Source organism: Dyadobacter sp. CY327, from assembly GCF_021390415.1.
GTDB classification, from domain to species: Bacteria; Bacteroidota; Bacteroidia; order Cytophagales; family Spirosomataceae; genus Dyadobacter; species Dyadobacter chenhuakuii.
Genome location: NZ_JAJUXJ010000001.1, coordinates 1,859,961 through 1,884,237, shown reverse-complemented (window position 1 = coordinate 1,884,237; position 24,277 = coordinate 1,859,961). Strand labels below are relative to the sequence as shown.

The 24,277-nt window shown below is 45.7% G+C and carries 19 protein-coding genes; 7 read left to right on the top strand and 12 right to left on the bottom strand.

Annotated elements, in window-relative coordinates:
- Positions 1-127: 127 nt before the first annotated feature.
- A complete protein-coding gene (locus tag LZG74_RS07870; protein WP_233796014.1) occupies positions 128-1,582 on the top strand; it encodes a S41 family peptidase in 1,455 nt (484 codons plus the stop codon).
- Between the two features lie 237 nt (positions 1,583-1,819).
- On the top strand, positions 1,820-3,814 hold the full coding sequence (locus LZG74_RS07865; RefSeq protein ID WP_233796013.1) for a gliding motility-associated C-terminal domain-containing protein: 1,995 nt from the start codon (positions 1,820-1,822) through the stop codon (positions 3,812-3,814).
- Between the two features lie 63 nt (positions 3,815-3,877).
- On the opposite strand, the gene LZG74_RS07860 is transcribed toward LZG74_RS07865, so the two are convergent.
- Positions 3,878-4,861 carry an acyl-ACP desaturase gene (locus tag LZG74_RS07860; RefSeq protein WP_233796012.1) on the bottom strand — a complete coding sequence of 328 codons (984 nt, stop codon included), beginning with the start codon at positions 4,859-4,861 and terminating at the stop codon, positions 3,878-3,880.
- Positions 4,862-5,001: 140 nt separating this feature from the next.
- Between LZG74_RS07860 and LZG74_RS07855 the strand changes: the two genes are divergently transcribed.
- On the top strand, positions 5,002-5,739 hold the full coding sequence (locus tag LZG74_RS07855) for a 1-acyl-sn-glycerol-3-phosphate acyltransferase (protein ID WP_233796011.1): 738 nt from the start codon (positions 5,002-5,004) through the stop codon (positions 5,737-5,739).
- 130 nt (positions 5,740-5,869) lie between these two features.
- Positions 5,870-6,268 (top strand): hypothetical protein, encoded by a 399-nt coding sequence (locus LZG74_RS07850; RefSeq protein WP_233796010.1) that lies wholly within the window; start codon positions 5,870-5,872, stop codon positions 6,266-6,268.
- A 147-nt stretch (positions 6,269-6,415) separates the two neighbouring features.
- Here the strand turns inward: LZG74_RS07850 and LZG74_RS07845 are convergent, their stop codons facing one another.
- Positions 6,416-7,774, bottom strand: a complete 1,359-nt coding sequence (locus LZG74_RS07845) for an acyl-CoA dehydrogenase family protein (protein WP_233796009.1) — start codon at positions 7,772-7,774, stop codon at positions 6,416-6,418.
- 168 nt (positions 7,775-7,942) lie between these two features.
- On the opposite strand from LZG74_RS07845, the gene LZG74_RS07840 reads away from it, so the two are divergent.
- Complete coding sequence (locus LZG74_RS07840; protein ID WP_233796008.1) at positions 7,943-8,155, top strand: hypothetical protein; 213 nt, start codon at positions 7,943-7,945, stop codon at positions 8,153-8,155.
- Between the two features lie 4 nt (positions 8,156-8,159).
- On the opposite strand, the gene LZG74_RS07835 is transcribed toward LZG74_RS07840, so the two are convergent.
- Both LZG74_RS07835 and LZG74_RS07830 read right to left on the bottom strand, forming a co-directional pair.
- The gene (locus LZG74_RS07835; protein ID WP_233796007.1) at positions 8,160-9,929 is read right to left on the bottom strand and encodes a glycoside hydrolase family 9 protein; all 1,770 of its coding nucleotides are present in this window, start codon (positions 9,927-9,929) and stop codon (positions 8,160-8,162) included.
- A gap of 24 nt (positions 9,930-9,953) precedes the next feature.
- Positions 9,954-10,367: a Dabb family protein gene (locus LZG74_RS07830; protein ID WP_233796006.1), complete on the bottom strand. Its 414-nt coding sequence runs from the start codon at positions 10,365-10,367 to the stop codon at positions 9,954-9,956.
- A 171-nt stretch (positions 10,368-10,538) separates the two neighbouring features.
- Here LZG74_RS07830 and LZG74_RS07825 point away from each other — a divergent pair, with 171 nt between their 5' ends.
- Positions 10,539-10,715, top strand: coding sequence for an AraC family ligand binding domain-containing protein (locus tag LZG74_RS07825; RefSeq protein ID WP_310589302.1), 177 nt, complete (start codon positions 10,539-10,541; stop codon positions 10,713-10,715).
- A 19-nt stretch (positions 10,716-10,734) separates the two neighbouring features.
- Here the strand turns inward: LZG74_RS07825 and LZG74_RS07820 are convergent, their stop codons facing one another.
- The 8 genes from LZG74_RS07820 to LZG74_RS07785 all read right to left on the bottom strand — a co-directional run bounded on the left by LZG74_RS07820 (position 10,735) and on the right by LZG74_RS07785 (position 21,326).
- Positions 10,735-10,890: a hypothetical protein gene (locus LZG74_RS07820; RefSeq protein ID WP_233796005.1), complete on the bottom strand. Its 156-nt coding sequence runs from the start codon at positions 10,888-10,890 to the stop codon at positions 10,735-10,737.
- 33 nt (positions 10,891-10,923) lie between these two features.
- Complete coding sequence (locus tag LZG74_RS07815; RefSeq protein WP_233796004.1) at positions 10,924-11,406, bottom strand: DUF6934 family protein; 483 nt, start codon at positions 11,404-11,406, stop codon at positions 10,924-10,926.
- Between the two features lie 91 nt (positions 11,407-11,497).
- Positions 11,498-12,535 (bottom strand): PmoA family protein, encoded by a 1,038-nt coding sequence (locus LZG74_RS07810; RefSeq protein WP_409014453.1) that lies wholly within the window; start codon positions 12,533-12,535, stop codon positions 11,498-11,500.
- Between the two features lie 21 nt (positions 12,536-12,556).
- Positions 12,557-13,897, bottom strand: coding sequence for a Gfo/Idh/MocA family protein (locus tag LZG74_RS07805; protein ID WP_233796003.1), 1,341 nt, complete (start codon positions 13,895-13,897; stop codon positions 12,557-12,559).
- A 123-nt stretch (positions 13,898-14,020) separates the two neighbouring features.
- Complete coding sequence (locus LZG74_RS07800; protein ID WP_233796002.1) at positions 14,021-15,388, bottom strand: DUF1080 domain-containing protein; 1,368 nt, start codon at positions 15,386-15,388, stop codon at positions 14,021-14,023.
- 185 nt (positions 15,389-15,573) lie between these two features.
- Complete coding sequence (locus LZG74_RS07795) at positions 15,574-17,235, bottom strand: RagB/SusD family nutrient uptake outer membrane protein (protein WP_233796001.1); 1,662 nt, start codon at positions 17,233-17,235, stop codon at positions 15,574-15,576.
- 41 nt (positions 17,236-17,276) lie between these two features.
- Positions 17,277-20,459 (bottom strand): SusC/RagA family TonB-linked outer membrane protein, encoded by a 3,183-nt coding sequence (locus tag LZG74_RS07790; RefSeq protein ID WP_409014442.1) that lies wholly within the window; start codon positions 20,457-20,459, stop codon positions 17,277-17,279.
- A gap of 477 nt (positions 20,460-20,936) precedes the next feature.
- Entirely contained in the window at positions 20,937-21,326 is a 390-nt protein-coding gene (locus LZG74_RS07785) for a hypothetical protein (RefSeq protein WP_233796000.1), read from the bottom strand.
- A 286-nt stretch (positions 21,327-21,612) separates the two neighbouring features.
- Here LZG74_RS07785 and alaS point away from each other — a divergent pair, with 286 nt between their 5' ends.
- Entirely contained in the window at positions 21,613-24,270 is a 2,658-nt protein-coding gene (gene alaS / locus LZG74_RS07780) for an alanine--tRNA ligase (RefSeq protein WP_233795999.1), read from the top strand.
- Positions 24,271-24,277: the final 7 nt, after the last annotated feature.

The following is a 24,277-nucleotide window of genomic DNA, read 5'->3' as shown; positions in this document are numbered from 1 at the left end:
AATCAAATCTCAATTAAATTTCACGTATTTCCCCCGTTTGGAACGCTTCCCGCCGCCACAAAGTGCTTTTGATATACGTAATAGCAGTGTAGTTCGTTAAACAACTTAATTCAACAAACCTGCTAATATGTTAAATCTTAAAAAGTTAAACCTTCTTTTTGCGCTTGCACTGGGGATACTGGTGGCAGGGTGCAAGGATAAGGATGTGGAACCGGACGTGCTCGCTGCGGCGGATACGACGTCGGTTTCTGATAGAAAAGCAATCAATGCCTGGCTGTATGAGGTGATGGACGATGCTTATTTCTGGTATAAGGAGCTCCCGGCGGAATCCAGCCTGGACGCTTCGGCAAGCCCATATGACTATTTCGAAAAATTGATTTATCAGAGACAAACTGTCGATCGTTTTTCGGCTGTGACAGACGACATTGATGCGCTGCAAAACGAATTCAATGGTGTCAGCAAAATTTTCGGGATCAGTTACTCGCTTTCTTTTCTTGATGACGGTCAGTCGAACATCGGCGCTTTTCTGAACTATGTTGTGAAAGGAAGCCCTGCCGCGGCTGCGGGCCTGAAAAGAGGTGACATTATCCTGAAAGTGAATGGAACGCAGCTGACGCAAAGTAATTACGCCAGCTTACTAAGCGGAAATGAGACGGTTAAACTCACCATGGGTGCGTTACAAGATGGTAAAATCATCGCTACCAATACTACATATTCCATCACAAAAGCGGAGGTAACAGAAGATCCCGTTGCCTTTTCCACCGTTATATCCAAGCCGACTGCTGGTAAAACGATCGGCTACCTCGTATACACGCAATTTGTTCCTGGTAATGAGGCTGATAAGAACAAGTATGATAACGAACTGCGCCAGGTTTTTGCTGATTTCAAAGCAAAGGGCGTGAACGAACTGGTGCTTGACCTGCGCTTGAATTCGGGCGGTTATATCAGCTCCGCGAATACATTGGCATCATTGATTGGTAAAAACATCACGGCTTCCAAGATCTTTTACAAAGAGCAATGGAACGATAAATACATCGCTTACTGGCAAAAGCAAAATGGTGCTAATGCGCTCAATTACAACTTCCAGGCAGAGCCCAATAACATTGGCAGCAGCCTTAATCGCGTTTTCGTTCTTACTTCAAACGGCACTGCATCAGCTAGTGAGCTCGTTATTAATGGATTAAAACCTTACATGAATGTGGTCACCATCGGAGAGAACACGGCAGGTAAAAACCTGTTTGGTTCGTTGATCGATGACGATAAGGATCGCTGGAAGTGGGGCGTTTATGTTATGCTGGGTCAAACAGCCAATGCTAACGACGAGTCGGACTACGGAACCGTTGATGGCATTACGCCCAACTATATCGTGGAAGATTCAAAAGTCCCTTACAGCGCATTCGGGGATGAAAACGAAACCCTTTTCCGTAAAGCGCTGGAAGTGATGGGCGTACCAGCCGTTGCAAACAGCAGAATAGCAGCTGCGAAAAACGTGGAGCCATTCAGGAAGTTGCTTCGAGATGATCTGCAAACCAGAAAAAATCTGATGATCAAGGATGGTAGTTTGAAAGCTGTTAATCAATAAGTCGATATAAAATCAATGCAGTTAAAGAGGTTCCGGTTACGGAGCCTCTTTTCTTTTTAAACATTTCCCCTGTCAAATAATGGGCTGCTAACATCTAATATGTGGGATTTAGCGTAATTTTAGTATAAAAACCATTACTACTTAGCCGCTTCAAAGATTCCGACATAAATCGGGCTGTTTACCGTTTATAGATTTATCAGCGTCACTCACGTTCTTTACTTCCGGCCTCGGCTGAATATGAAAATAAGATTACTATTACTTTTTCTTTGCGCATTCCCTTTTCTGTCAAACTCTTACGGCCAGACTGTTAAGCATACTTACCGGTTTTACGAGACATTCGACGTGGCAGCGCCCGAGTGCGGGCCCGCGCTTACACCTGTTAAATTAGCAAGCGAATGTGCCGCCTTACCATCAACAGAGGGAGCTTTTGTCAACGACATTTTGCCTTGTGGCGTTCAGAGAAGAGTATATCAAAATGGCATGAATTCGGGATTAATGTATCCCAATTCTGATGGCACAATAACGGACAACTATACAATTCAAATTTACCTGAAACCCACTCAATGGGGCAATATATGGACTCGTATCCTTGATTTCTCTGGTGGTACTCTGAATCAGGGAATATATTTCAAACAAGACGCGGGGTCGGATGCAAGATGCTTAAATATTTTTCCGAATGGCACAGGGGGACCATGTCCATTTTTTAACACAAACACTTACTATCTCCTGACTATTACGAGGAATTCACAAACTGAAATTTTGGACGTTTATATTGATAATGTGCTCTTCGCTTCACATAAGGACACCAATCGAATGTACGTTGGCAAAGCAGGAACGCCTATCTATATTTTCCGGGACGATCAGTCGGTTTCCTGTGAATCAGGGCAGGCTAATTTTGGATATTTGTCGTTTACGGACCGTTATTTTTCTAAAACGGATGTGGATAAGACGTTTACCGATATCTGTTTTACAGCCAACATAAATCCGAACGCAGACTTCTCAACCGTTCCGTTCAACATTTGCAAAAGCGACCAGATTGTTGAAATCAAATACACGGGCACCATCCCGGTCCCCGGCGACGGCTACAAATTCGAATGGGATTTTGACGGTGCGCAGGTTATTTCGGGACGAGATATGGGCCCTTATACGGTAAGATGGAACAGCGCAGGAAAAAAAGATGTGCAGCTGAAAATTACCAATTTGCTATGCCAAAACGAAATTACCAACATTAAGCAAGTGGCTGTCAGTGACCTGAGCCTTACCACCACGCTACAACCCGGAACCTGCGATGGCAACAGCGAAGGAACACTTGCAATCACCGGAAAAGGCGGCACTATGCCGTATCAATATTCGATAGATTCCGTTAATTATCAGGCAGATGCAACATTTAAACTCTTTCCGGCGAACTATAAAGTTTTCATGAAAGATGGCGATGGCTGTGTGGTCAGTGAGCCCGTGAAAGTTGAATTTTCAAGCAATATCAATGTTCAAACCATTCCCGACACGGTTGTTTGTGCAGGTGAATCGGTGCAGCTTTTCACAACCAGCAACGCGCAAACATTCACTTGGGAAACACAAATGGGCCTGGACAATCCAAACTTAAAGGATCCGATTGCAAGTCCCTCAACCACAACACAATATATTGTAAATGCATCGCTAGGTGTGTGCAATCTGAGAGATACGGTTACGGTTCAGGTGGCCCCGGCGATTGAGGTGCGCTCCACGCCTGATGCATTTATAGACGCCAATGTTCCTTATCAACTAGTCGCTTCGTCGCCGCAAGTTACGAACCTGAATGACGCCACCTTCACGTGGTCGCCGCCGGATGGGCTAACCAATCCGTCGAGTCCGAGCCCGCGGGCGACGTTGCAGGCAGATCAAAGTTATACCGTCTTCATTACTTCAGGGATGGGTTGTACAGGAAAAGCGACTGTTAATCTGCGGGTAAGACGACGCGAAAACCTCAATGTTCCGACAGCATTTACACCGGACGGTGATGGTAGAAATGAGATCTTAATGCCGGTGATCAATGAGATTACCAGCCTTAATTATTTCAAAATATACAATCGATGGGGGGAATTGATGTTTTACACAAAAGATATGAACAAGGGCTGGGATGGCACATTTGAAGGAAAACAAGCCATTTCCGGGACTTACGTATGGATGATAGAAGGAATCTCCAACGAGGGAAAGGTGATGCGGAAGAATGGATCCGTAATGTTAATCAAGTAGTCTGTCACGCTGAGCGGAGTCGAAGCGATGATACTCCACTTCGACTCCGCTCAGTGTGATAGGCTACTTAATCCAGCTGAACTCATATTGCAATTCCGGAACTCTTGTCCGGTCTGCAATCCTCTTTAATCTGTCGGGCAGCGCCATCAGGTAATCTCTGGCTTTTTCGGCCTTCTCGTTAATATTCCGAACGGCGCCTATCTCCCACTCTATCAACAAACTATCTAGAATTTCGATGTAATCATTGGTTGTATATACCCCGAGCCTTTGTGCTGCATCGGAGAAATGAGAGAATGTGTCACCCATTTTCACACCCGATTCACGCAGGAAATGTGCGGGCATTACAATCTTTTTACGCATCATATCTTCCAGGGCCAGAAGTAGTTCCGAAGGATCCACCTCTAAAATACGCCTTACAAAGTCCTTGTATGCTTTTGCATGACGCATTTCATCAGAAGCGATCACACCGCAGATTTTGGACAAGTGCGGGTTTCCAAATTTCTTGGCCAATGTCGCCGTTCTTCTGTGCGAAACATTGGTTGCCAGTTCCTGGAAAGAGGTGTAAATGAAGTTGCGGTAAGGATCACGGTCTGTTCCGATATCAAAACCATCGGCGATCAGAAACTGCGTTGAAACCTCCATCGCGCGCATGTTTACACGACCAGACAAATAAAGATATTTATTCAGAAGATCACCGTGACGATTTTCCTCCGCTGTCCAGGCACGCACCCATTGAGACCATCCGGACGGATTATTAACCTGATCCACGCCAATTACATCCATTAACCAGGACTCATAAGTAGGCAGCGCTTCTTCGGTAATGGTGTCTCCGATCAGCACAGCAATGTAGTCGTAAGGTAATTCGCGGCAGCTTTCCTGCAATAACTTGACTTCGCTGAAAAAATTTTCATCGCTGGAATCCGGCAAAAAATCCTGCGGTTGCCAGTTCTCCTCAATTGGTTTTAAATATTCCGTCATAAGCACATTCAGGTCCTTTCCTACATGTTGCATGACTTCGAGTCTTTCAGCTGAAAGTGCGGTATCCATTATATTTCTATTTTTAGCTCTGTTTGTTAATTTACAAATTACGTGAATTTAATGTAAGTTTTGAATGACTTTTATCATTTCACAGCTGATAAATTAGCATAATCGAAGCAGTTTTAAACTATTTTTGCAGAAAAAAACGGATGAAAAAAATTCTCGACTATGTTCTTAGTGCTATTTACCTGACTCATTTTGGCCTAACCCTTCTCGTCTTTCACGTTTTACAGGTTATTGCATTTCATGTTTTTGGCAAAAAAGTACACAAAGCCGTTGTCGACTATCTCAACTTCTTCCTTACCTACGGCTTGTATCTCACCGGCTCCCGCATTACGCTGCAAAATCTGACGCAGCTGCCTGATAACCGCCCTATTATTTTTGTTGCCAATCACCAAAGCACATTCGATATTCCGGCGATCATCTGGTTTTTAAGAAAATATCACCCGCGGTTCGTATCTAAAATAGAACTATCAAAAGGCGTTCCAAGCATTTCTTATAACCTGAGAAAAAGTGGTGCAGCGCTCATCAACAGGAAAGATGGCAAACAAGCTGTAACGGAGATAGCGCGGCTGGGCAAACTCATCCACGATGAAAAAACGTCTGCTATAATATTTCCGGAAGGAACACGCACAGCCAGTGGCATCATGAAACCCTTTGTCCCGGGCGGCGTAGCCACATTGCTGAAACGCGCCCCGGATGCATTGATCGTTCCTATCGCGATCAATGGCACTGGCTCATTTAACCCCAAAGGAATTTTCCCTCTCAAATCATTTTCCCACCTCTCCTGGACCGTGCTTCCCGGCATCGAGCCTGCCGGAAAAAAAGCAGAAGATATTCTGGCGGAAGCAAAAGAAGCTATCCAAAATTCGATTTCAAAAAGTTAAGTATCTCAAAATCAAATCGTCCTGTACAGCGTTTAAACGGTTGTTTTTTCCTTAACAATCATTAACAAGCGCAATTTAAACCTATGTCTTTTGTGGCCCTCTAACCCATGAACTTAAAAATTTATTGGTCATGAAAAAGATATTTTTTGCAGTCGCACTGGTCACATTAGGATTCACAAGCGCATTCGCTCAATATGGTGCAACGCCTCACTCAGAACGGGGTGACCGCCGTCATTACGAATATCGTGAGCGGGGCGGATCTGAGATCAACTATCTCCAACGCGAAGCGCGCCAACGCATTGCGGCCGGAATCAACCGCGGCACATTGTCTTCCCGGGAAGCTAACGCGCTGATGAACCGATACGAGCGTATCGAGGCCCGCGAGAGAGAATACAGCCGCCGCGGAAGGTTGTCACCAAGAGAAACCCGGATCCTCCGTGAAGATCTGAAAAGATTAATGGCCGACACACGCAGAATGAGCGATCGCCGCGGCGATGGATGGGCCCGTGACAACAGAGGCAGATATTAAGCAATTAAATGGCAGTTGAAGGTTTAGGGTAATTTGGAAAACATCCGGTCGTTTGACCGGATGTTTTTTTTGATCATGATTACAGGTGACCCGTTTCTGCCGTATAACAGCTTGCCTGACTGCTATTTCTGCCGGCTTTTTAAAATTTTAGACAAAAGCGCTTTCCCCTGTAATGGCGCGCCCGACGATGAGCGAATTGATCTCTTTGGTTCCTTCGTAAGAATAAATCGCCTCTGCATCCGCGACGAAACGTGCAATGTCATATTCCAGCAAAATCCCGTTTCCGCCAAACAGCTCCCGCGCGTGATCCACAATTGATCGCATACGCAATGTGCTGAAAACCTTTGCAAGAGATGCATGCTCGTCGGTAAGCACGCCGCTGTCTTGTAGTTGAGACAGTCTGTAAACCAATGTTTGCATGGCCGTAAGATCGCCGAGCATGGTTACCAAAAGATCCTGTACGAGCTGAAATCCGGCAATCGGACGGCCAAACTGTTTTCTTTCCAATGTATATTTCAATGCAAGTTCATAAGCGCCGCGTCCGCAACCTACTGCCTGCCAGGCCACGCCAGCGCGGGTCATGCGCAACACATTGGCCGTATCTTTAAACGAATTAGCATTTTGAAGGCGGTCTGTTTCCGGCACTTTACAATCCGTTAAAGTGATCAAAGCATTCTGGACCGTCCGCAACGCCATTTTATCCTGCATTTTCTCCGCTACAAACCCGGGATTTTCTTTTTTTACGATAAACCCTTTTACCTGATTATCAGCCATATCTCTGGCCCAGATAATTGTAATGTCCGAAAACGTTGCATTACCAATCCATTTCTTCTGACCATTGATAACCCATTCATCGCCAATGCGTTCACAGGTTGTAGTAAGCCCGCCTGCAACTCCCGATCCTACTTCCGGCTCGGTTAATCCGAATGCCCCGATAATTTCCATCCGCTGCATAATCGGCAGCCAGTATTGCTTCTGCTCCTCCGAGCCGCATAAGTAAATCGAACCCATCGCCAGTCCGCTGTGGACGCCGAAAAAAGTTGAAATGGATGAATCCACACGTGCCATTTCCATCGCTACAAACCCTTCCAGCAAAGCGGATTTGCCTGCGCAGCCGTAACCTTTATAAGTAAGCCCGCTGATGTTCAGCTTAGCCATCAACGGGATAATGTGCATCGGGAAATGGGCTTTATTCCAATACTCGTTTGCGATGGGCCTGATTTCCGTTTCCATAAAGTCACGCACTTTCAGCTGAATTTCGCGATCCTCCCCTGTTAATGTGGCGCTAAGCTCGTAGAAATCGCCATTAACAACCGGCGGCGCCTTCTTTTTGCCCGATCCCGCTTCCATGAACTTCAACATTTTCCCAAGATCTTCCTCACTCATTTTAGACACGACACCCATCATTCTATTGAGGTCCACCTTCTTGGAAAGCTTTCCCAGCGCGTCCAGATCAATGTTTTTAAGTAATGTTCGTATGTCGGAAAATGATTCAAGAAATCCCATAATGCTGATTTTAATTGATTGCAATTTTTCTTTCTAAACAAAGTCCCGTTTCCCGGGAATCTATTCCATCCGAAAGAAATCGTTTCAATGTGTAGAATTTAATAATCATCGGAAACGTATAGGCTTCGGGTATGAAAATTGAGCATTAACCTGAAAAATCAGACGAATATGGCAACGCAAGCAAATAAAGAAAATGTAGAAGGCGGCTCACCGACACATGGAGGACCAAAAGGCAAAGAGAAGCAAAAAGACGACAGCGCAAAACCTTCCAAAACCCTTTCAAAAGAAGCGGCCAGGGAGTCGGAAGAGGAAAATATGACGGGCAAGAAAGGTTATAACGAAACGCCTCCGACCGTGCCCGTCAAGTCAACTAAACAGTAAGCTGTCATTTCATTTCCGACAATGCTTCCAATGCGGCGGCGAGGTAAACCATGGGTGCATTCCAGTTGATCGCAATCTCATTGGAAGCATAGGAACAATCGTCATCGGTGAACGACTCATCTGCAAATTTGCTGGTATAGGTCGTGCATTTATCCTGCTGAGCCGGATTGGGACCACCTGATAAAAGTCCCGGAACAGGATCAACAACGCCATCGGCAACAGACAGTCGATGGTGCGGATGCATAACGCGTTTTGATCCAAATCCCGTCAGAAATGAGTATCCCGTTGCATTCCTTCCCAGCAAATAATCCAGGTTTCCCTGTGCGGCCAGTGCGTATTTCGGATTTTTTGTGAGTTTAAAAGCGTAAAGCAATGCTATTCCCTGGTTGGCCGCCACTGAACTGCTCCCCCAGGCGTAATCCTTGCCCGTTTTGCCCATGACCGTGTGATATGGTTGCTTTTCCAGGTCTTGAAGCAGATTATCTGCAAAAGAAATAATATTCGTTTTCAGGCTTTTGGTTAATGCTGGATCGGTTTTGAGTTCATCCGCAAACCTGATCATTGTGTAATAACCCAGGGTTTTGACCTGATTCCAAGTTGGCAATGGCATGGGCTGATCGGCTTGAAATGCAATGTCTTTCAAGTAGTCGGATTTTTTAGTGAGCGCGTACATTTCCGCCGCAGCCCAGATCCATTCATCATTCACATTCCGGTCGCCATATGCGCCTGTCACAACGTCCGGATCAAACTTTTTATTCATTTCATCCTGATTATAAAGCACCGCAGGATTCTTTTTAGCCCACTCCCAGCCTTTCACGGCAGCAGTAATACAAGAATCGGAAAGACCTGGAAATTTATTCTCAAAATTCTTGAAAATACGCCCCGATTGGGCCATTACAGCAACAAAATCTAATGTGGCAGCCGTGCCTTTCTGAACAACATAACGCGGATTTTTACAAGCATCGGGCATGACCATGCCGTCGAACCGTGGATTTGTTAATTTGTGGTAAACACCGCCATCCGCAGGGTCCTGCATCGTTAGCATCCAGCGCAAATTGTATAGTGCTTCGTCCAGCAAGTCGGGAACGCCGTTGTTGCTTTCGGGAATGTTGGTCATGAAATTTTCGCAGAAAGACGGATAATCTTCATACAATGACAGCAGCGTGCCCATTGTGATGCCGGAATTGACGATGTATTTATTATAATCTCCCGCATCATACCAGCCTCTCGCTGAGCTGATTACTGAATTCTCGGCTCTACCCTCAGAAACAGCGGAAGCGTGGATCAAAACCTTATCGTCCGGGTGTCCGGCTGGGCGTGCCCACTTACCCGCAAACTTTTCGGGCAACTCCACAGAGGCCCGCTGGTAATAAAAGCCTTTAAGAGATGCAGCGGCAACATCTTTATAAACATGATCCTTAATTTCAAATGGCGCAGATTTGCGCAGAGACGGAACTTCCAATACATATTTTCCCGGCTTACGAACCTCCGAAAAATCTGCTATCCGGCTCATTTTCCCGGAATGCTGATTGGTTCGGGGCTCGCTCAATTTACCTTTGAAAACCGTTTTTCCGGTTGCAACATCTTTCAGTTGAAAAGCCGTTTGTTTATCACCGAGTACAACGGCGATTTTCTTTGCATTAGGATAAAATCCAACCTGATTTAAACGTACCGGATCGGGCTCATTCTGGCCAGAAGCTGGTTGCGACAAGCTAATAACTGAACAAATGAAAACGAGGGCAATCTGATATTTAAAGAGCGGGAACGGCTGCATGGACTTAATTTTTGACTGATTGTGCTACCCTACTTTTTTTGGTCCTACCGAATCGTAAACAACCACTTTTTCCCACAAATGCGCATAATCCTTAACGAATTCCAGGTGGATCGGGTGCGTTTGATAGATTTCCTCTTCGATGATATTTTTGAAAAAACACATCCATGAAAATGTGTAATCTCTTACAATAACAGACCGGTTTGTCTCAGCAGGTTTCCCGATGTGTACATACTGGATTGTCGGGACTTTTGCCAGCTTGTTTAAACCTTCCAGCAATTTCGCCTCATCCTGTGCATTATGAGGGTCTTTCAGGTAAAAATAAACGTGGTGAATAAATAGCTCCTTTACTTTTTCCGGCTCGGCTGCCAGTGGGGAAATTGAAGCGATTGTGGCTAGTCCGGCATTTTGCAAAAACTTCCGTCTTGATTTGTCTACCATGTTATTAAGCGAGTATCCCAGTTCTGATCGGGAAGGATTTAAAAATTAGCAATTCAAATGTTAATCAACACCAAGAATACAACTTCTTTCCAATCTTTTCAAACCAGGCGTTCATGGTAAGATTTAAAAAAGCAGGTCTTTATGTAAAAACACAAACACCCCGAAGAAGAAATTATCATTATCAAAGAAGGGACCGTTGAAGCGCTGGTCAACGGCAAAATGAAGCAAGTAGGACCAGGCTCCGTCATCTTCCAAGCCTCCGACCAAATGCACTCCATCAAAAACATAGGCAAAACGCCAACGACCTACCACGTATTTAGCTGGCACTCGGCTGAGATGAAGAAGTAACTAGGTGATTATCGGATTACTACTTCTTTAAAAATTTTTCAGGGACAGGGTAAGCTTCCAAAAGTGCCCGCATCTTTTCTGATTTTTTCTCGAAGTGGGCAGTAATTATTTCGATTTTTCTTGCAAGTGCCTTTTCTGCCTCGGCGTCTTTTGTTTTTTCAAGTGTTGTGTCCATAGTGATTACTTTTGTTTAAGTAAAAATATAAAATCATTTGAGGGATAGCAAAAAAGCGTCGTAATTCACTCCTGGTTCTAAATTTTGCCATTCACCCTGCCAGTCGGGAATAGCTCCGATACGCGCATCGGGAGAATGTATGTCCAATACCAAACCCTGCACTTTGTAAGTTTCTTTTAGATCCCTTAAATGTTTGTTGATACCCATTTGGTATTTCCGGGTTCGCATTGGGCAGCTGCCAGTCGCGTAAATATTAGCTTCGGGAATTTCACTAAGAAAATTCAGAGTTGTATGAGCTACAGTTCCAAGAATCTTGTCCGTGTCACCATTACGCGTTTCAATAGAATCATCGACCTTCTCGAGTAACTCATTCCAAACACCAAATCCTAGATTGAAAGCATTGTCGCGTAGCGGCGTAAAAATAATGATCATTTCAATGTTCCCACGAACACCATCGCTATGGAACTGATAGATACGTGCACTTAGCCTCTCGACTTGATAATTTTCAACCTTCATAAAAATCATAGTGTGTAATGAGCCACAATAATACCTAAAAAGCGCCACAGAATACTGCGGCGCCTTTTGGTAAGAATAATTTAATGGTATACTACTTCGTCTTCGCGTAGTCCGCTGCCATGGCATTAATCGCTTCGTCTTTCAAATGTTCTGAGGCGATTACCAGGCGGTAGCGGAATGTGGTGGATTCGCCTTTTTTTAGTTTAAAATTCAGTGTTTCTTTTCCGTTGCTCAGGGCTTTCATTCCTAATGGATTTACGGCGAAAAGACCGTAGCCGCGGGCGTGCCAGTAAGCTGGATAACCTACGTTTTTCGGGTGATCGATCATGGCGACGCTGATGTTTTCGTCTTTGATCTTTCCTGTGAGGTTGCACCAGATGGCGCGCTTGCCCCAAACATCCTCTCCTTCCACCCCATTACTGTTGCGGTAATTTCCGCTGATCCCTTCGTTGTTCATGACCGGAACCTTAGTGGCAATGCCGCTCGCGTCTGTGAAGATCTCAGGCTTGTTGGAAGGCAATTCTAGCTCGCGGGCTACACGGATCGCAAACATTCCGTCTTTAATGTCGGGCATGGCCACTTCGTCCAGCACGGCGGTTAAGGTTGTGGAGCGGTCTATGATGCGCTGATCGCCTTTGCCGCTGAAATGATAGGTTGTGGTTTCCTTTAATGTGAGGACACCATTTTTATCCTTCCAATCTGCGGTTACCGTCAGCTCACCTTTGTCTTTTCCACCTTTCATGGATTTGATGCCGGTGTGAACAATGGTCCCGTAAGCACGTTTTGCGTGGTCAACGGCGTCGGAGTTGTTCCAGTAATCATTGCCATTGACATCCTCATAATTGAGCCAAATCCCGACATGGTGCGGGTGATCGACGCGCTCGCCAGGTCTCGGATCAAGTGGCCAGCCTCTGGTAATGAGTGTGCCTTTTGCCGTTTGAACGGGATAGAGCACCGCTTTTTTCAATTTGTCTTCACCTGGATAGAAATAAGATGTAAAAGCTTTGCCATCGATTTTGACTTCAACCTTCTTTTCCTTCTCATTATTAACCAGATCCACTTTTTGGGCTTGCACCAACCCACCTGCTGCAAAAACAGAAAGCGCGGTTACTGCAATGCCCTTCGTTATAACGTTCACGTTTAATGTCGTTTAGCTTAAAACAATGTCTTTCTTCTTAGGATCCCAGCTCACGCGCTTGCCTGTATGAAGCGCCTGGGTGGCCATAATGTTCGCTACCGAGTGATTGAACCCAACACGCGCAGGCGCATTGCTCTCTTTACGGCTGCGGATACATTCCATCCAGTTGCGCATGTGAAGTGAAGTCATCGGATCTCCGCCGGTGTTGGCGTCTGTTGCAATTTTATCGCCTGCTTTCAACGACATTTCCGTCAGCAAGTTGGCTTCCATGCCCATTCCTTTGGCATCTTTTGCTTTCAAACCGCCTTCGGGAGTGATCTTATTGGTGTCGAGGTTGATCATTCCACCATTAGAGTAGTAATATTCCTTCACGCCGCCTGCTTCGTTGTTGAAACGGGATGAATAGATCACCTGGAAGCCTTTTTCCTTGTTATCAAATGGTCCGTATTCGAACGCGGCGCTGAATGTATCCACATTTGTACGGCCATCTTTCCAGGTATAAACCCCACCATTGGCTACGACATTCCGTGGTGCGTCAAGTGCTGAGAACCAGTGCACTGTATCAATCTGGTGAGCCATCCATTGTCCTGGAATCCCAGAAGAATATGGGTAAAACAAGCGGAATTCAAGATAAAAGCGTGGGTTCCATGCTACTTTCGGACGGTTCATCAGGAAGCGGTCCCAGTCTGTATCCTCTTTTCTGATTTGGGAAACTAGCTCTTTACGTCTCCAACGGCCAGGCTGGTTTACATTCCAGGTCATTTCCACCGTGGTAATATCCCCGAATTTGCCAGATTTAATGTATTCATAAGCAGCCCAATAGTTGGGTGCGCTACGACGCTGTGAACCCACCTGCACAATTTGCTTGGACGCTTCAACAGCCTTCAAAGCGATTTTCGCATCTTCCAATGTTTCAGCAAATGGTTTCTCCACATATACATCACGGCCCGATTTCACGGCTTCCGCACAATGCAATGCATGCTGGAAATCCGCCGTGCTGATGATAACTGCATCCACATCTTTACGACCCAGCAATTCTTCGTTATTTCTTGCTTTTGCAAATTCCGCAGATGCATAAGGCTTTCCTTTCATAAACGCCTCAGCTTCATCACGGCGGCGGTTCCAAAGATCGGATACGCCCATAAATTCAAAGTTCAGTTCTTTCGCATGATCAGAAAAGCTTGGAGCCAGCGAGCTGCGGAAACGATCGGAAAAACCAATAATCCCCACACGTACGCGATCGTTCGCGCCCAAAATTTTCCGGTAACTTGCTGCGCTAAAAGCATTTGAACCAACCGCAACACCCGCCGAAGCCAGCGCTGCATTTTTTATAAAATCCCTCCTGCTTGTCATGATATTGATCTTAAAAAGTTAATTTTCAGTTAATGTGCCGCGAGTTTGGCGGGCAATCAGTTGTAAAAAACCTAAGGACTTTTATCTACTCTTGAAAAATATTCTTTTTTAAACCGGAGCGCTTTATTTGGTCTCCTTAATTTTCAAACTGCGGAAGGAAACATTGTCGCCATGATCCTGCAAAAGCAGATTACCTTGCTGAGACAAGCCAAATCCTTCGAAACCTTTGAACTTGGATTCAGCCACGAAATCCTTGAACTGCTGCGAACCACGCACGTATTCCACCACTTTGTAACCGTTCAAAAAGTGCTGAACCGTTCCGTCCTTCTGCACCACAATCCTTCCCTGATTCCATTCTCCAATCTTTTTTACAGCATTTCTGGGTCTGTCGGCAGGGATTACATCGTAAAACGAAGCGATAGTACGGTTCCCGTTTTTGCCGAGCTTCGCATCCGGGTGTTTCTCATCGTCCAGCACCTGATATTCACAGCCAATGCCCGACTTTCCACCCGAATTGAATTTTTGGTCTACAAAATATTTTACACCACTGTTAGCGCCTTCCGTAAGTTTAAAATCAAATTCAAACTCAAATGCCGGGCCATATAATTTTTTGGTAACAATGTCATTTCCTGTTTCGGAACCGTCTGATTTTGAGATGGTGATCGTTCCGTCTGCATAATTCCAGCGTTTGGAAGGAAAATCCGTCCCGCCGTATGAGCGCCATTGATCGACCGTTTTTCCGTCATAAAGCAATGAATAACCCTGCGCTTTTTCCGCAGCATTCAGGGAATTAGGGATCAGGTTTACAATGCGAATGTTGGCTGCCGGGCTTGGTTTAAGATTTGAAGTTTTGATCCGCACATTTTTCCAGCTTACCTGCGTTCCTTCCAGGTCTTTGCTGCCAATAGCGTGCACTTGCAGGCAGATAAATCCGCTAGGCGTCATGTCGTCAATTACGTGTGCAACGGGAACACCGTTCAGGAATGTGCGGATGGATGATCCGATAGCTTCAATGCGGTATTTGTTCCAGGCGTCTTTTTTAAATGCTTTTTTTGCCTCCGGGTTCAAATCCAGCGGATATAGCCACCCGCGGCGTGCTTCGTCATAGAGTCCGGCTGAGTAAGCGCGGTCGCTCGGGTCGATTTCAACCTGGTAACCATGCACGCGGCCGTTTTGATATTCTGGTTTGGATAGGCTCCTGATCTGAATGCCGGAGTTGAGCTTGTTATCCACTTTAACATCACATTCAAAAATGAAATCACCGTAATCCTTCTCAGTTGTAAGGAAAGAATTGGGCGTATCGCTGACAGACGTTCCAACAATGGCGCCGTCTTTGACTTCATATTTAGCTTTTCCATTCAATTGTTTCCAGCCGGTAAGGTCTTTTCCGTTGAAAAGATTTTCCCATCCGTCTTTCGATTTTTGCGCATTCGCGAATGTCAGGGTGACCAAAAGAAGTAAAATGGTCAGCGGTAATCTTTGTTTTTTCATTTTAAAAGGAACTCTGTTTGATAAATGACCTAAGTAACGGACTAAAATTGACTTCCGTACATTATCAATGTAACGATATTTTGCATACGTTACCCTTACTTTTTAACAAACATTCCCATCATCCAAAGGACCTTTAAATCCTCTGACATGACGGGAATGTGCATTTTCAAAAATTCAACTCAATATTAATAACCCGGGTTTTGCGGGAATGCTGTTGCACCGCCTTCCGTTCTGTCGATCTGTGTCTGCGGGATAGGACGCAGCAAATGGATCGCTTTTACGTTAGGAGCTGCCTGCGGATTGTATTTCTGAACCCTTTCAACCAGGTTACCCCAGCGTTTCAAGTCCATCCAGCGGATCTGCTCTCCAAGTAATTCACGTCCACGCTCTTCCATGAGCATTTCCATGTTCATATCTGCCTGCTTGATCTCCATGGCGGCTGCTTTGCCAGCAAAGGCTGCACGGCGACGCACCATATTGATAGCGTCCGTGGCTTCTTTCACCTTGCCTGTCAGCAATTGCGCTTCGGCTAGCAACAAATAAGTATCTGCCAACCGGAAACACATGAAATCGCGGCTTCCCGGCTCGTAAGTACGGTCTGGGCGAAGGGGATCAAGGAATTTACGGTTCACAGGGAATAATGCTTCATCGTAACGACTTGGCACCAGCACCTGATAAGGCTTTTTCGCACGCTCTGCCAAAGGCATTTCGTAGCCAGGAATGAAAATCGCCGTATCCCCAGCTTTGAATGTTACTTCCGTTTTCGAGTTGTCAAATACGTTTGTAAACTTGCCCGGGTTGTTGGAAAGCCATGTATCCTTAAAGGTCTTCTTGTAACGTGAATCATTCACACGGTCTGCAAAGACGGTTTCCAGACAGTATTTCGTCGGGCGCATGCGCTTGAAAGGACGACCATTCAAAATATCCCGCACCATGCCGGCCTGCACGTCATATTGCATTCCGAAGTAAAGGTGCAAGCTGTTTCCTGTGCTGTTCGTCAATGGATCTGTGGTATACTGAACTGCAAACACAACCTCGTCATGGTTTTGATTGGCCTGATCAAAAACGCTTGCGAAATCCGGTAACAGCTTGAATGTATAGTTATTGATCACATTCGATGCATACGTTGCTGCTTTGGCATAATCGTCCGCTGCTTTGGAAGTTGAATTGCCTTTTGCCAAAAATACCCTGGCAAGCAAATGCTCCGCAGCTGGCTTTGTGGCACGACCGTAATCAGTGGCTTTCGATTTTGCTTCCAGGTCCGGCAAAGCGGATTCCAGGTCAGCAATGATTTGCTTGTAAATTTCCGATTCAGGCGCGCGGGTAGTTTTCTTGGTGGGCAAAATGGTTTCAGTCAACCGCAGATCGACCGGGCCATATTGCTGCATCAAAAGGAAATAATAATGCGCACGCAGGAATTTCATTTCAGCAACACGCGCTTTTTTGATCGCATCGGAAACAGTCGCAGCTGGCGCCCGTTCGATTACCGCATTACAAACGTTGATCCCGCGATAAGTTTCATCCCAAATGGTGGCCAGGTAATCCACAGTGGGCTGCAGCTGGGCATCATAAAAGTGAAAACCCTTGTAACCACCGTCCGCACCCGTCGCATAAAGGTCTGTGCCGAATTCAGTCATGGTAATGCCTTGCTGCGTTCCGTAGTAGTTTCGCAGCGAAGAATAGGCCGATTTGGCAGCGTCTTCAAAACCTTTCGGTGTATTAATGTAGTCATTGCCGATGTTGGAAATGACCTCTTCTTCCAGCAGGTCGCTGCACGACTGGCCCATGAGCATCAAAGCCATTAAGCCAATGTATTTGTATGATTTTTTGATGTATCTAAATGTCATTTTCGTCAATATTAAATGTTTTACCAAACCTTTCAGCATGCTCAGAACTTCACATTAAGTCCGATCGTGGATACGCGCGTAGCCGGCGTTACACCTGATCCGATGGTTGTCTCTGAGGTTTCAGGATCCACACCATTGTATTTGGAGCGATATTTCGACCAGATCTTTGGCTGCTGGATACTTGCAAACAAGCGAAGCGATTCCAGACCCAGTTTCTTGGTCAGATTATTAGTAAAAGTGTAACCGAAGTTGATGTTACGGATCTTCACAAACGAACCATCGTAATAGATAATCGCCTGATTGTTAACCGGGAACTCCTGGTCTTTGTTTGGCTGAGGGAATTCGTTGGTTGGATTGTTTGGCGTCCAGTAATCCACATACATTTGCTGATAACGGCCAGCCAATGCATTGTTATCGCGGTGGAACCCGCTGATGATCATCTGGCCTTGTCTTGCGTAGATGAAGAAAGAAAGGTCAAACCCTTTGAAATTGAAACGGTTGGTAATACCACCACTCCAATCCGGCACATCTGAACCCAACTTTTGACGGTCATCAGCATTGATCTTACCATCTGGCTGTCCGGTCAACTGTCCGTCCGCGCCGCGGCCATTTACGTCGGCAACTTTAATTTGCCCTACACGGCTTCCGTAAGATTTGGCTGCATCCGCTTCGTTTGTTTGCCAGATCCCCGCTTTTTTGTAATCAAAAAACTCAGACAAAGGATAGCCGATAAACCATTTGTTACCCAAATCATCCACCGCACCATTATAAAGCGAAATGATCTCTTCGGTGTTTTTGGTGAACTGGAAATCCGTAGTCCATTTAAAACCGTTTTTAGCATTCACGTTAATGGTAGATACGCCCAGCTCAATTCCGCGGTTGCGGGTTTCACCTACGTTACGTGTCACGGCATTGAATCCGATAGAAGCAGGCAGCTGATCGGAAAGCAGCAAGTCTGTTGTATTGGTTTCATAAAGTTCAAGAGATCCCTGAACGCGTCCTTTGATAAAGCTGAAATCGATACCCACGTTTTTGGTTGCAGAAGATTCCCATCTCAAATCCGGGTTACCGATCGTATTGGGGCGATATCCGTAAGCGGGCGTGTTATCCCAGGCATAAACAGTCCGGCCCAGCAAACCTTGCGTCTGGTAAGGTGCCACACCCTGGTTACCCACAGAGCCATAGCTTACCCGAAGTTTCAGGAGATCTAGCCACGAGACGCTTTTCATGAAAGGCTCATTTGAAATATTCCATCCCAAAGCAACACCCGGAAATGTTCCGTATTTTGTATTCTCTCCAAAACGGCTGGAACCATCACGACGAGCCGTTACAGTTACCAGATATTTGTCTGCATAGTCGTAGTTAATACGCGCCATGTAAGAGTTCAACGTCCATGGAATCAGCACGCTACCCACGCCTAACACTGCATTGGCGTTACCCACACTGTAAAATTGCTGTGTTTCGGCTGGCACACCCTGAACTGAGATTGTGTTAGCCTCAAAATTCTCGCGCTGCACCGAGTGAAGCGCTGTAATGCCCAGATTATGCTTCGCCGCGAACGTTTTATTATAGGTGACAATGTTTTCCAATGTCCAGTTAAAACCAAACTGGTTATAGATAGAAGCTTGCGGGTCACCGCCTTTTCTTGCATTGGTTTGCGCACCAATAAAGCGTCCGCCGCGTTCCACTGCAAAGTCGGGACCGAAATTGATACGGTATTTCAAACCTTCGATGATCTTCACTTCTGTATAGAGGCTGTTGAAGATCCTGTATTTTTTGCGCTCATCCACCTGAGCGCCTGGAACGATTTCAGCCAGCGGGTTGGTCAGAAGCGCATCGTTGGTTGGTGCGAAGATGAGCTTCCCTGCATCATCATAGGCTCGTCCAAGCGGGTTTTGGTTTAATGTAAATCCGTAAGGGTTCAAATCTTTACCATTTCTAACAGAATACATCAGGTAAGAAGATATCCCTACTTTCACGCGGCTGTTGATGTTATGGTCAATGTTGGCGCGCAGAGAAGTTCTTGTGTAATCCAGCCCTTCCGAAATCCCTTTATCCCTGAAAAATCCGCCGGAAATGTAGAATTGCGTTTTTTCGTTTCCGCCCTGCACCCCTACCGAATGGTTTTGCTGGAAACCCTGACGCAGGATCATATCCTGATAATCTGTCGTACGGTTTTTGGCAATCCCATCCAATTCAACGGCCTCAAACAATTTCGAATCCGCAAAGGCATCCACCTGGCCCGAAGGAACCGGATTTCCATTCGCATCCTTATAAATGCTCCCGGATGCAATGCCACGGCGCGACTCGCGCATATATTCTGCAAATTCAGGTCCTGAGAAAAGACGGATTTTATCCAGCGCGTCCGTTACACCCACATACGTATCGTAACTGACAGTAGTTTTACCTTTGGTAGACTCTCCTCTTTTCGTTGTGATCAGGACAACGCCGTTGGCACCTCTGGCACCATAAATCGCCGTTGCCGTCGCATCTTTCAGGATTTCCATAGATGCCACATCATTCGGGTTCATATCTTCATAACCGCCCGACACAAAATCAAACGGGCGAACAGACATTAATTCGTTCCGGTCACCTGCCAAAGGAATTCCATCCACAACATATAATGGGTTGTTACCGGCATTGAATGAACGTCGGCCACGGATAAGCACCTTTGGCGTAGAGCCAGGCTTACTTCCCGACTGGGAAACGTCCACCCCGGCCACACGGCCCTGCATGGCCTGGCCAATGTTGGTGATAGGCATTTCGCTGATCTGCTTGGCTGAAACAGATGAAATGGCCCCGGTTGTCTGGCTCTTTTTCTGGCTACCATAACCCACAACCACAACCTCCGAAAGCGCCTTCATATCGGACTCCAACTTGATGTCAACGACACTTTTAGCGCCTACTGCAACCTCCTGAGTAATAAAGCCAACCGATGAAAACACAAGCACGGCACCATTATCGGGCACGTCAATTTTAAAATTTCCGTCTGCATCTGTGTTTGTTCCGCTTCTGCTGCCTTTCAATACAACCGACACCCCGGGGATTGGCGTATTATCTTCTGATGAGGTGATTTTTCCGGAAACACTTTTGTCAATGGAAAAAACATGGGTTACGTTAGGCCGGTTCAGTGAAAATGCCTCGGCTGTGATGCCCGACACCATCATCGCTGCCATGGTCAGACGCAGGGCGCTTTGACCAGTACTGGTAAATTTTCTTTTCATACGCATGGATTGGTGATTGATAAAGTTCTGACTGCTTACTGCTTGACGAGGTTTTCTAAGCTTACCCCGATAAAAAATTATATTTATTATTAAAAAAGTTTTAATGTATATCAACGGTTACACTTATTCGGTGACAAAAGGTAAAATGGAAGCTGGTGATGGAAGTGTTGAGAAAAGGTTACCGCGATTTGCAAGCTGTTTTAGAACAATTCCGATAACAACATTTTTTGTACATAAAGTACAATTTCAAAGGCGGAATCGAGAATAGCGATAAGTGCCTTAACGCGGAAGTAAAAGCAGATTTTTATTTATGCAAACGTTATCGGGAACGTTGCCAGAATATTCAGTATCAAATATTTTATTGTAAAATATTACCAATCAGCTCACTAAGTGGAGTGAGATGCAGCGGTTTGTGCACTACGGATTTTGGTACTATACTAATATTATTTAATATAAATACCCCAGATGAAGCGGGTACTAATTTATTATGGAGAAGAAAAAGAAGGCAAGCAGAATAAGTAGTGCCATGGAAATTACACCAAGGATAATGTTACTTGAAGCCACGGGTTTTTTAAGGGCACCGGCGCTTGTTTGGGCGGGATCACGCTCGGTAATGATGTCCAGAGAATTCCGGATCCTCCCCCAGATTGAATTTACCTCCTGGCTCGAAAGCGAATCAGGCTTCCAGTCGGACGCCACCAAAACGAGTTCCCTGGCTCTGGCAACGGTGTCTTTCATGGACGGATACTTCGTCATCCAGCCTTCCCAAAAAGAGCGGATAGGTGGATCATCGGGAAACCGGACCCATCTAATGAATAGGTTTTCCATCGCTAACTCTTCCGCCGATAACTCCGAAAACGGTTTCATTTCAAGCACATTATAAATTCAAAAGGCACATTCCCTTTGGTATAAAAATCAAAAATCCATTTGCAAAAATCCCTGCAAACAACAGCACCGCAGGATCAGTGAATTTTATAAAAAAGAAAATCCCGGCAGGTTTATACTCAAAATGGCTTTCCTAAAAGACTAAATGCTGATCACTGTAACCCCAAATTCTAATTTGAGAGATGAGCCTGGCTTACCGGCAACTAAACGCATTTTTTCCTTACATTTGCCCCCTGTTTCGTAGACTATAAGGACCAAAATATATACAATGACCTCGCATCAAATACGTCAGGCTTTTCTTGATTTTTTTAGGAGTAAACAACATTTAATTGTGCCTTCGGCACCTTTGGTGGCTAAAAACGACCCTACCCTCATGTTTAACAACTCGGGGATGGCGCAGTTTAAAGACTTCTTTCTGGGCAATGGCACGCCTCCCTCCCGCCGCATTGCGGATACTCAGAAATGCCTCCGGGTTTCAGGAAAACACAATGATTTAGAGGACGTTGGTTTTGATACTTATCATCATACCATGTTTGAAATGCTGGGCAACTGGTCTTTTGGCGATTATTTCAAAAAAGAGGCAATTACCTGGGCGTGGGAGCTTTTGACGGAGGTTTATAAACTTCCGAAGGACCGGCTTTATGTGTCGGTTTTTGAGGGTGATTCCAAAGATGGCGTTCCGTTTGATCAGGAGGCCTGGGATCTCTGGAAGCCGATCGTGGGTGAAGACCGCATTATTTTAGGAAATAAAAAAGACAATTTCTGGGAAATGGGCGATACAGGTCCGTGTGGTCCTTGCTCAGAAATTCATATTGATTTGCGCCCTGCCTCGGAAGTGACGGAAATTTCCGGGAAATCGCTGGTTAATAATGATCATCCGCAGGTTGTAGAGATCTGGAACCTCGTTTTCATGCAGTTTGAACGCAAAGCCGACAGCTCGCTCGTGCCGCTTCCTGCCACGCATGTGGATACAGGAATGGGCTTCGAACGCTTGTGTATGGCGGTTCAGGCTAAGACTTCTAATTATGATACAGACGTTTTTCAAAACACGATCCAGGTTCTGGAAACATTGTCCGGCAAGCGATACGGCGTTAATGATGAGCCATTTGCGGATATTGCAATGCGCGTTATTGCAGACCATATCCGGGCAGTTGCATTTGCGATTACGGATGGTCAGCTGCCTTCCAACAACAAAGCTGGTTACGTTATCCGCCGGATTTTGCGCCGCGCAGTTCGTTATGGTTATTCCTATCTTGGTTTTCAAGAGCCGTTTTTCTACAAGCTGGTCCCTGTTCTGGCTGAGCAGTTTAAAGATGTTTTCACGGATCTGAAATCACAGGAAGAATTTGTGACGCGGGTGATCCTGGAAGAAGAAAAGAGCTTTTTAAGAACGCTTGAATCGGGCTTGAAACGACTGGATGTGATTGTGCATTCTTTGAAAGAGAAGGGCATTAATACCATAGCCGGTAACGAGGTTTTTGAACTGAGCGACACATTTGGCTTTCCGGTTGACCTTACCGCGCTTATCGCAAGGGAAAAAGGGTTTCAAATTGATGAAACAGGTTTCCAGGATGCATTGAGAGAACAGAAAAACCGATCGAGACAGGATGCGGCGAAAGAGGCGACAGACTGGATCGAGCTGCGTGAGGCGGACGGCGTTGAGTTTTTAGGATATGATTTTGAAGAAACGCACAGCCAGATTATCAAATATCGCAAGGTTAAGACAAAAACGGGAGAAGAATATCACATTGTCCTGGACCGCACACCGTTCTACGCTGAAATGGGTGGACAAGTTGGTGACACAGGCGTCCTGCTCCTGGATAACGGTCTGGCGGATGGTAAGAAAACAATCCGGATCGTGGATACCAAGAAAGAAAACGACCTTTTTGTACATATTTCGTTGGATAAAAATCTGGATGACGCACTACAAAATGCAGGAATTATCGTCGCTAAAATCGATAGCGACCGCCGTGAAAAGATCAAGGCAAATCACTCGGCAACGCACTTAATGCTGTCGGCAATGCGGGAAGTGCTGGGCACGCACATCGGCCAGAAGGGCTCTTACCTGAACGACGAAGTGCTGCGTTTCGACTTTTCCCACTTTGCGAAAGTGACCGACGAGGAACTGCAAAAAATTGAAGACCGTGTCAATGAAAAAATCCGTGAGGACATTGCATTGGACGAAAGAAGGAACGTGCCGATCAAGCAGGCATTGGATCAGGGTGCAACGGCGACATTCGGTGAGAAATATGGCGATTTTGTTCGTCTGATCATTTTTGACCCGACTTACTCTTTCGAGCTTTGCGGTGGAACGCACATTCCATCAACGGGCCAGATTGGTGTTTTTAAATTTATTTCCGAAGGATCTGTATCCGCAGGCGTGCGTCGTGTAGAAGCGGTTACGGGTGCGAAAGCGCTTGAAATCATGCGTGAACAGGAAGCAACATTGACGAAAATCAAAGATTTGCTCAAAAACCCAACGGATCTGATCAAGGCCGTGGAGAGCTTACTGGATGAACGCAATGCTTTGCAAAAAAGGATTGTTTCGCTTGAAAACGAAAAGATCCAGTCGCTGAAAACGACATTGATCGACAATATGAAAAAGCACAGCACATTCAACCTGATCGTAGAGAAAGTGGACGTGCCAAATGCTGATTCATTAAAACAATTATCATATGAATTGCGCGACCAGATCGAAAACCTGATCGCTGTTTTTGGGACAGAAATCGCTGGTAAGCCGCAGCTTTCGGTGTTTATTGCTGAAAATATCGTGCAGGAAACGGGTTTGAATGCTGGTAAGATCGTGAAAGATCTTGCGAAGGAAATTCGTGGCGGCGGTGGCGGTCAGCCATTCTTTGCAACAGCTGGCGGTTCGGACGCAAGCGGCCTGGACGCAGCACTAGATAAAGCGAAAGGGCTTTTCTAGGTAACTC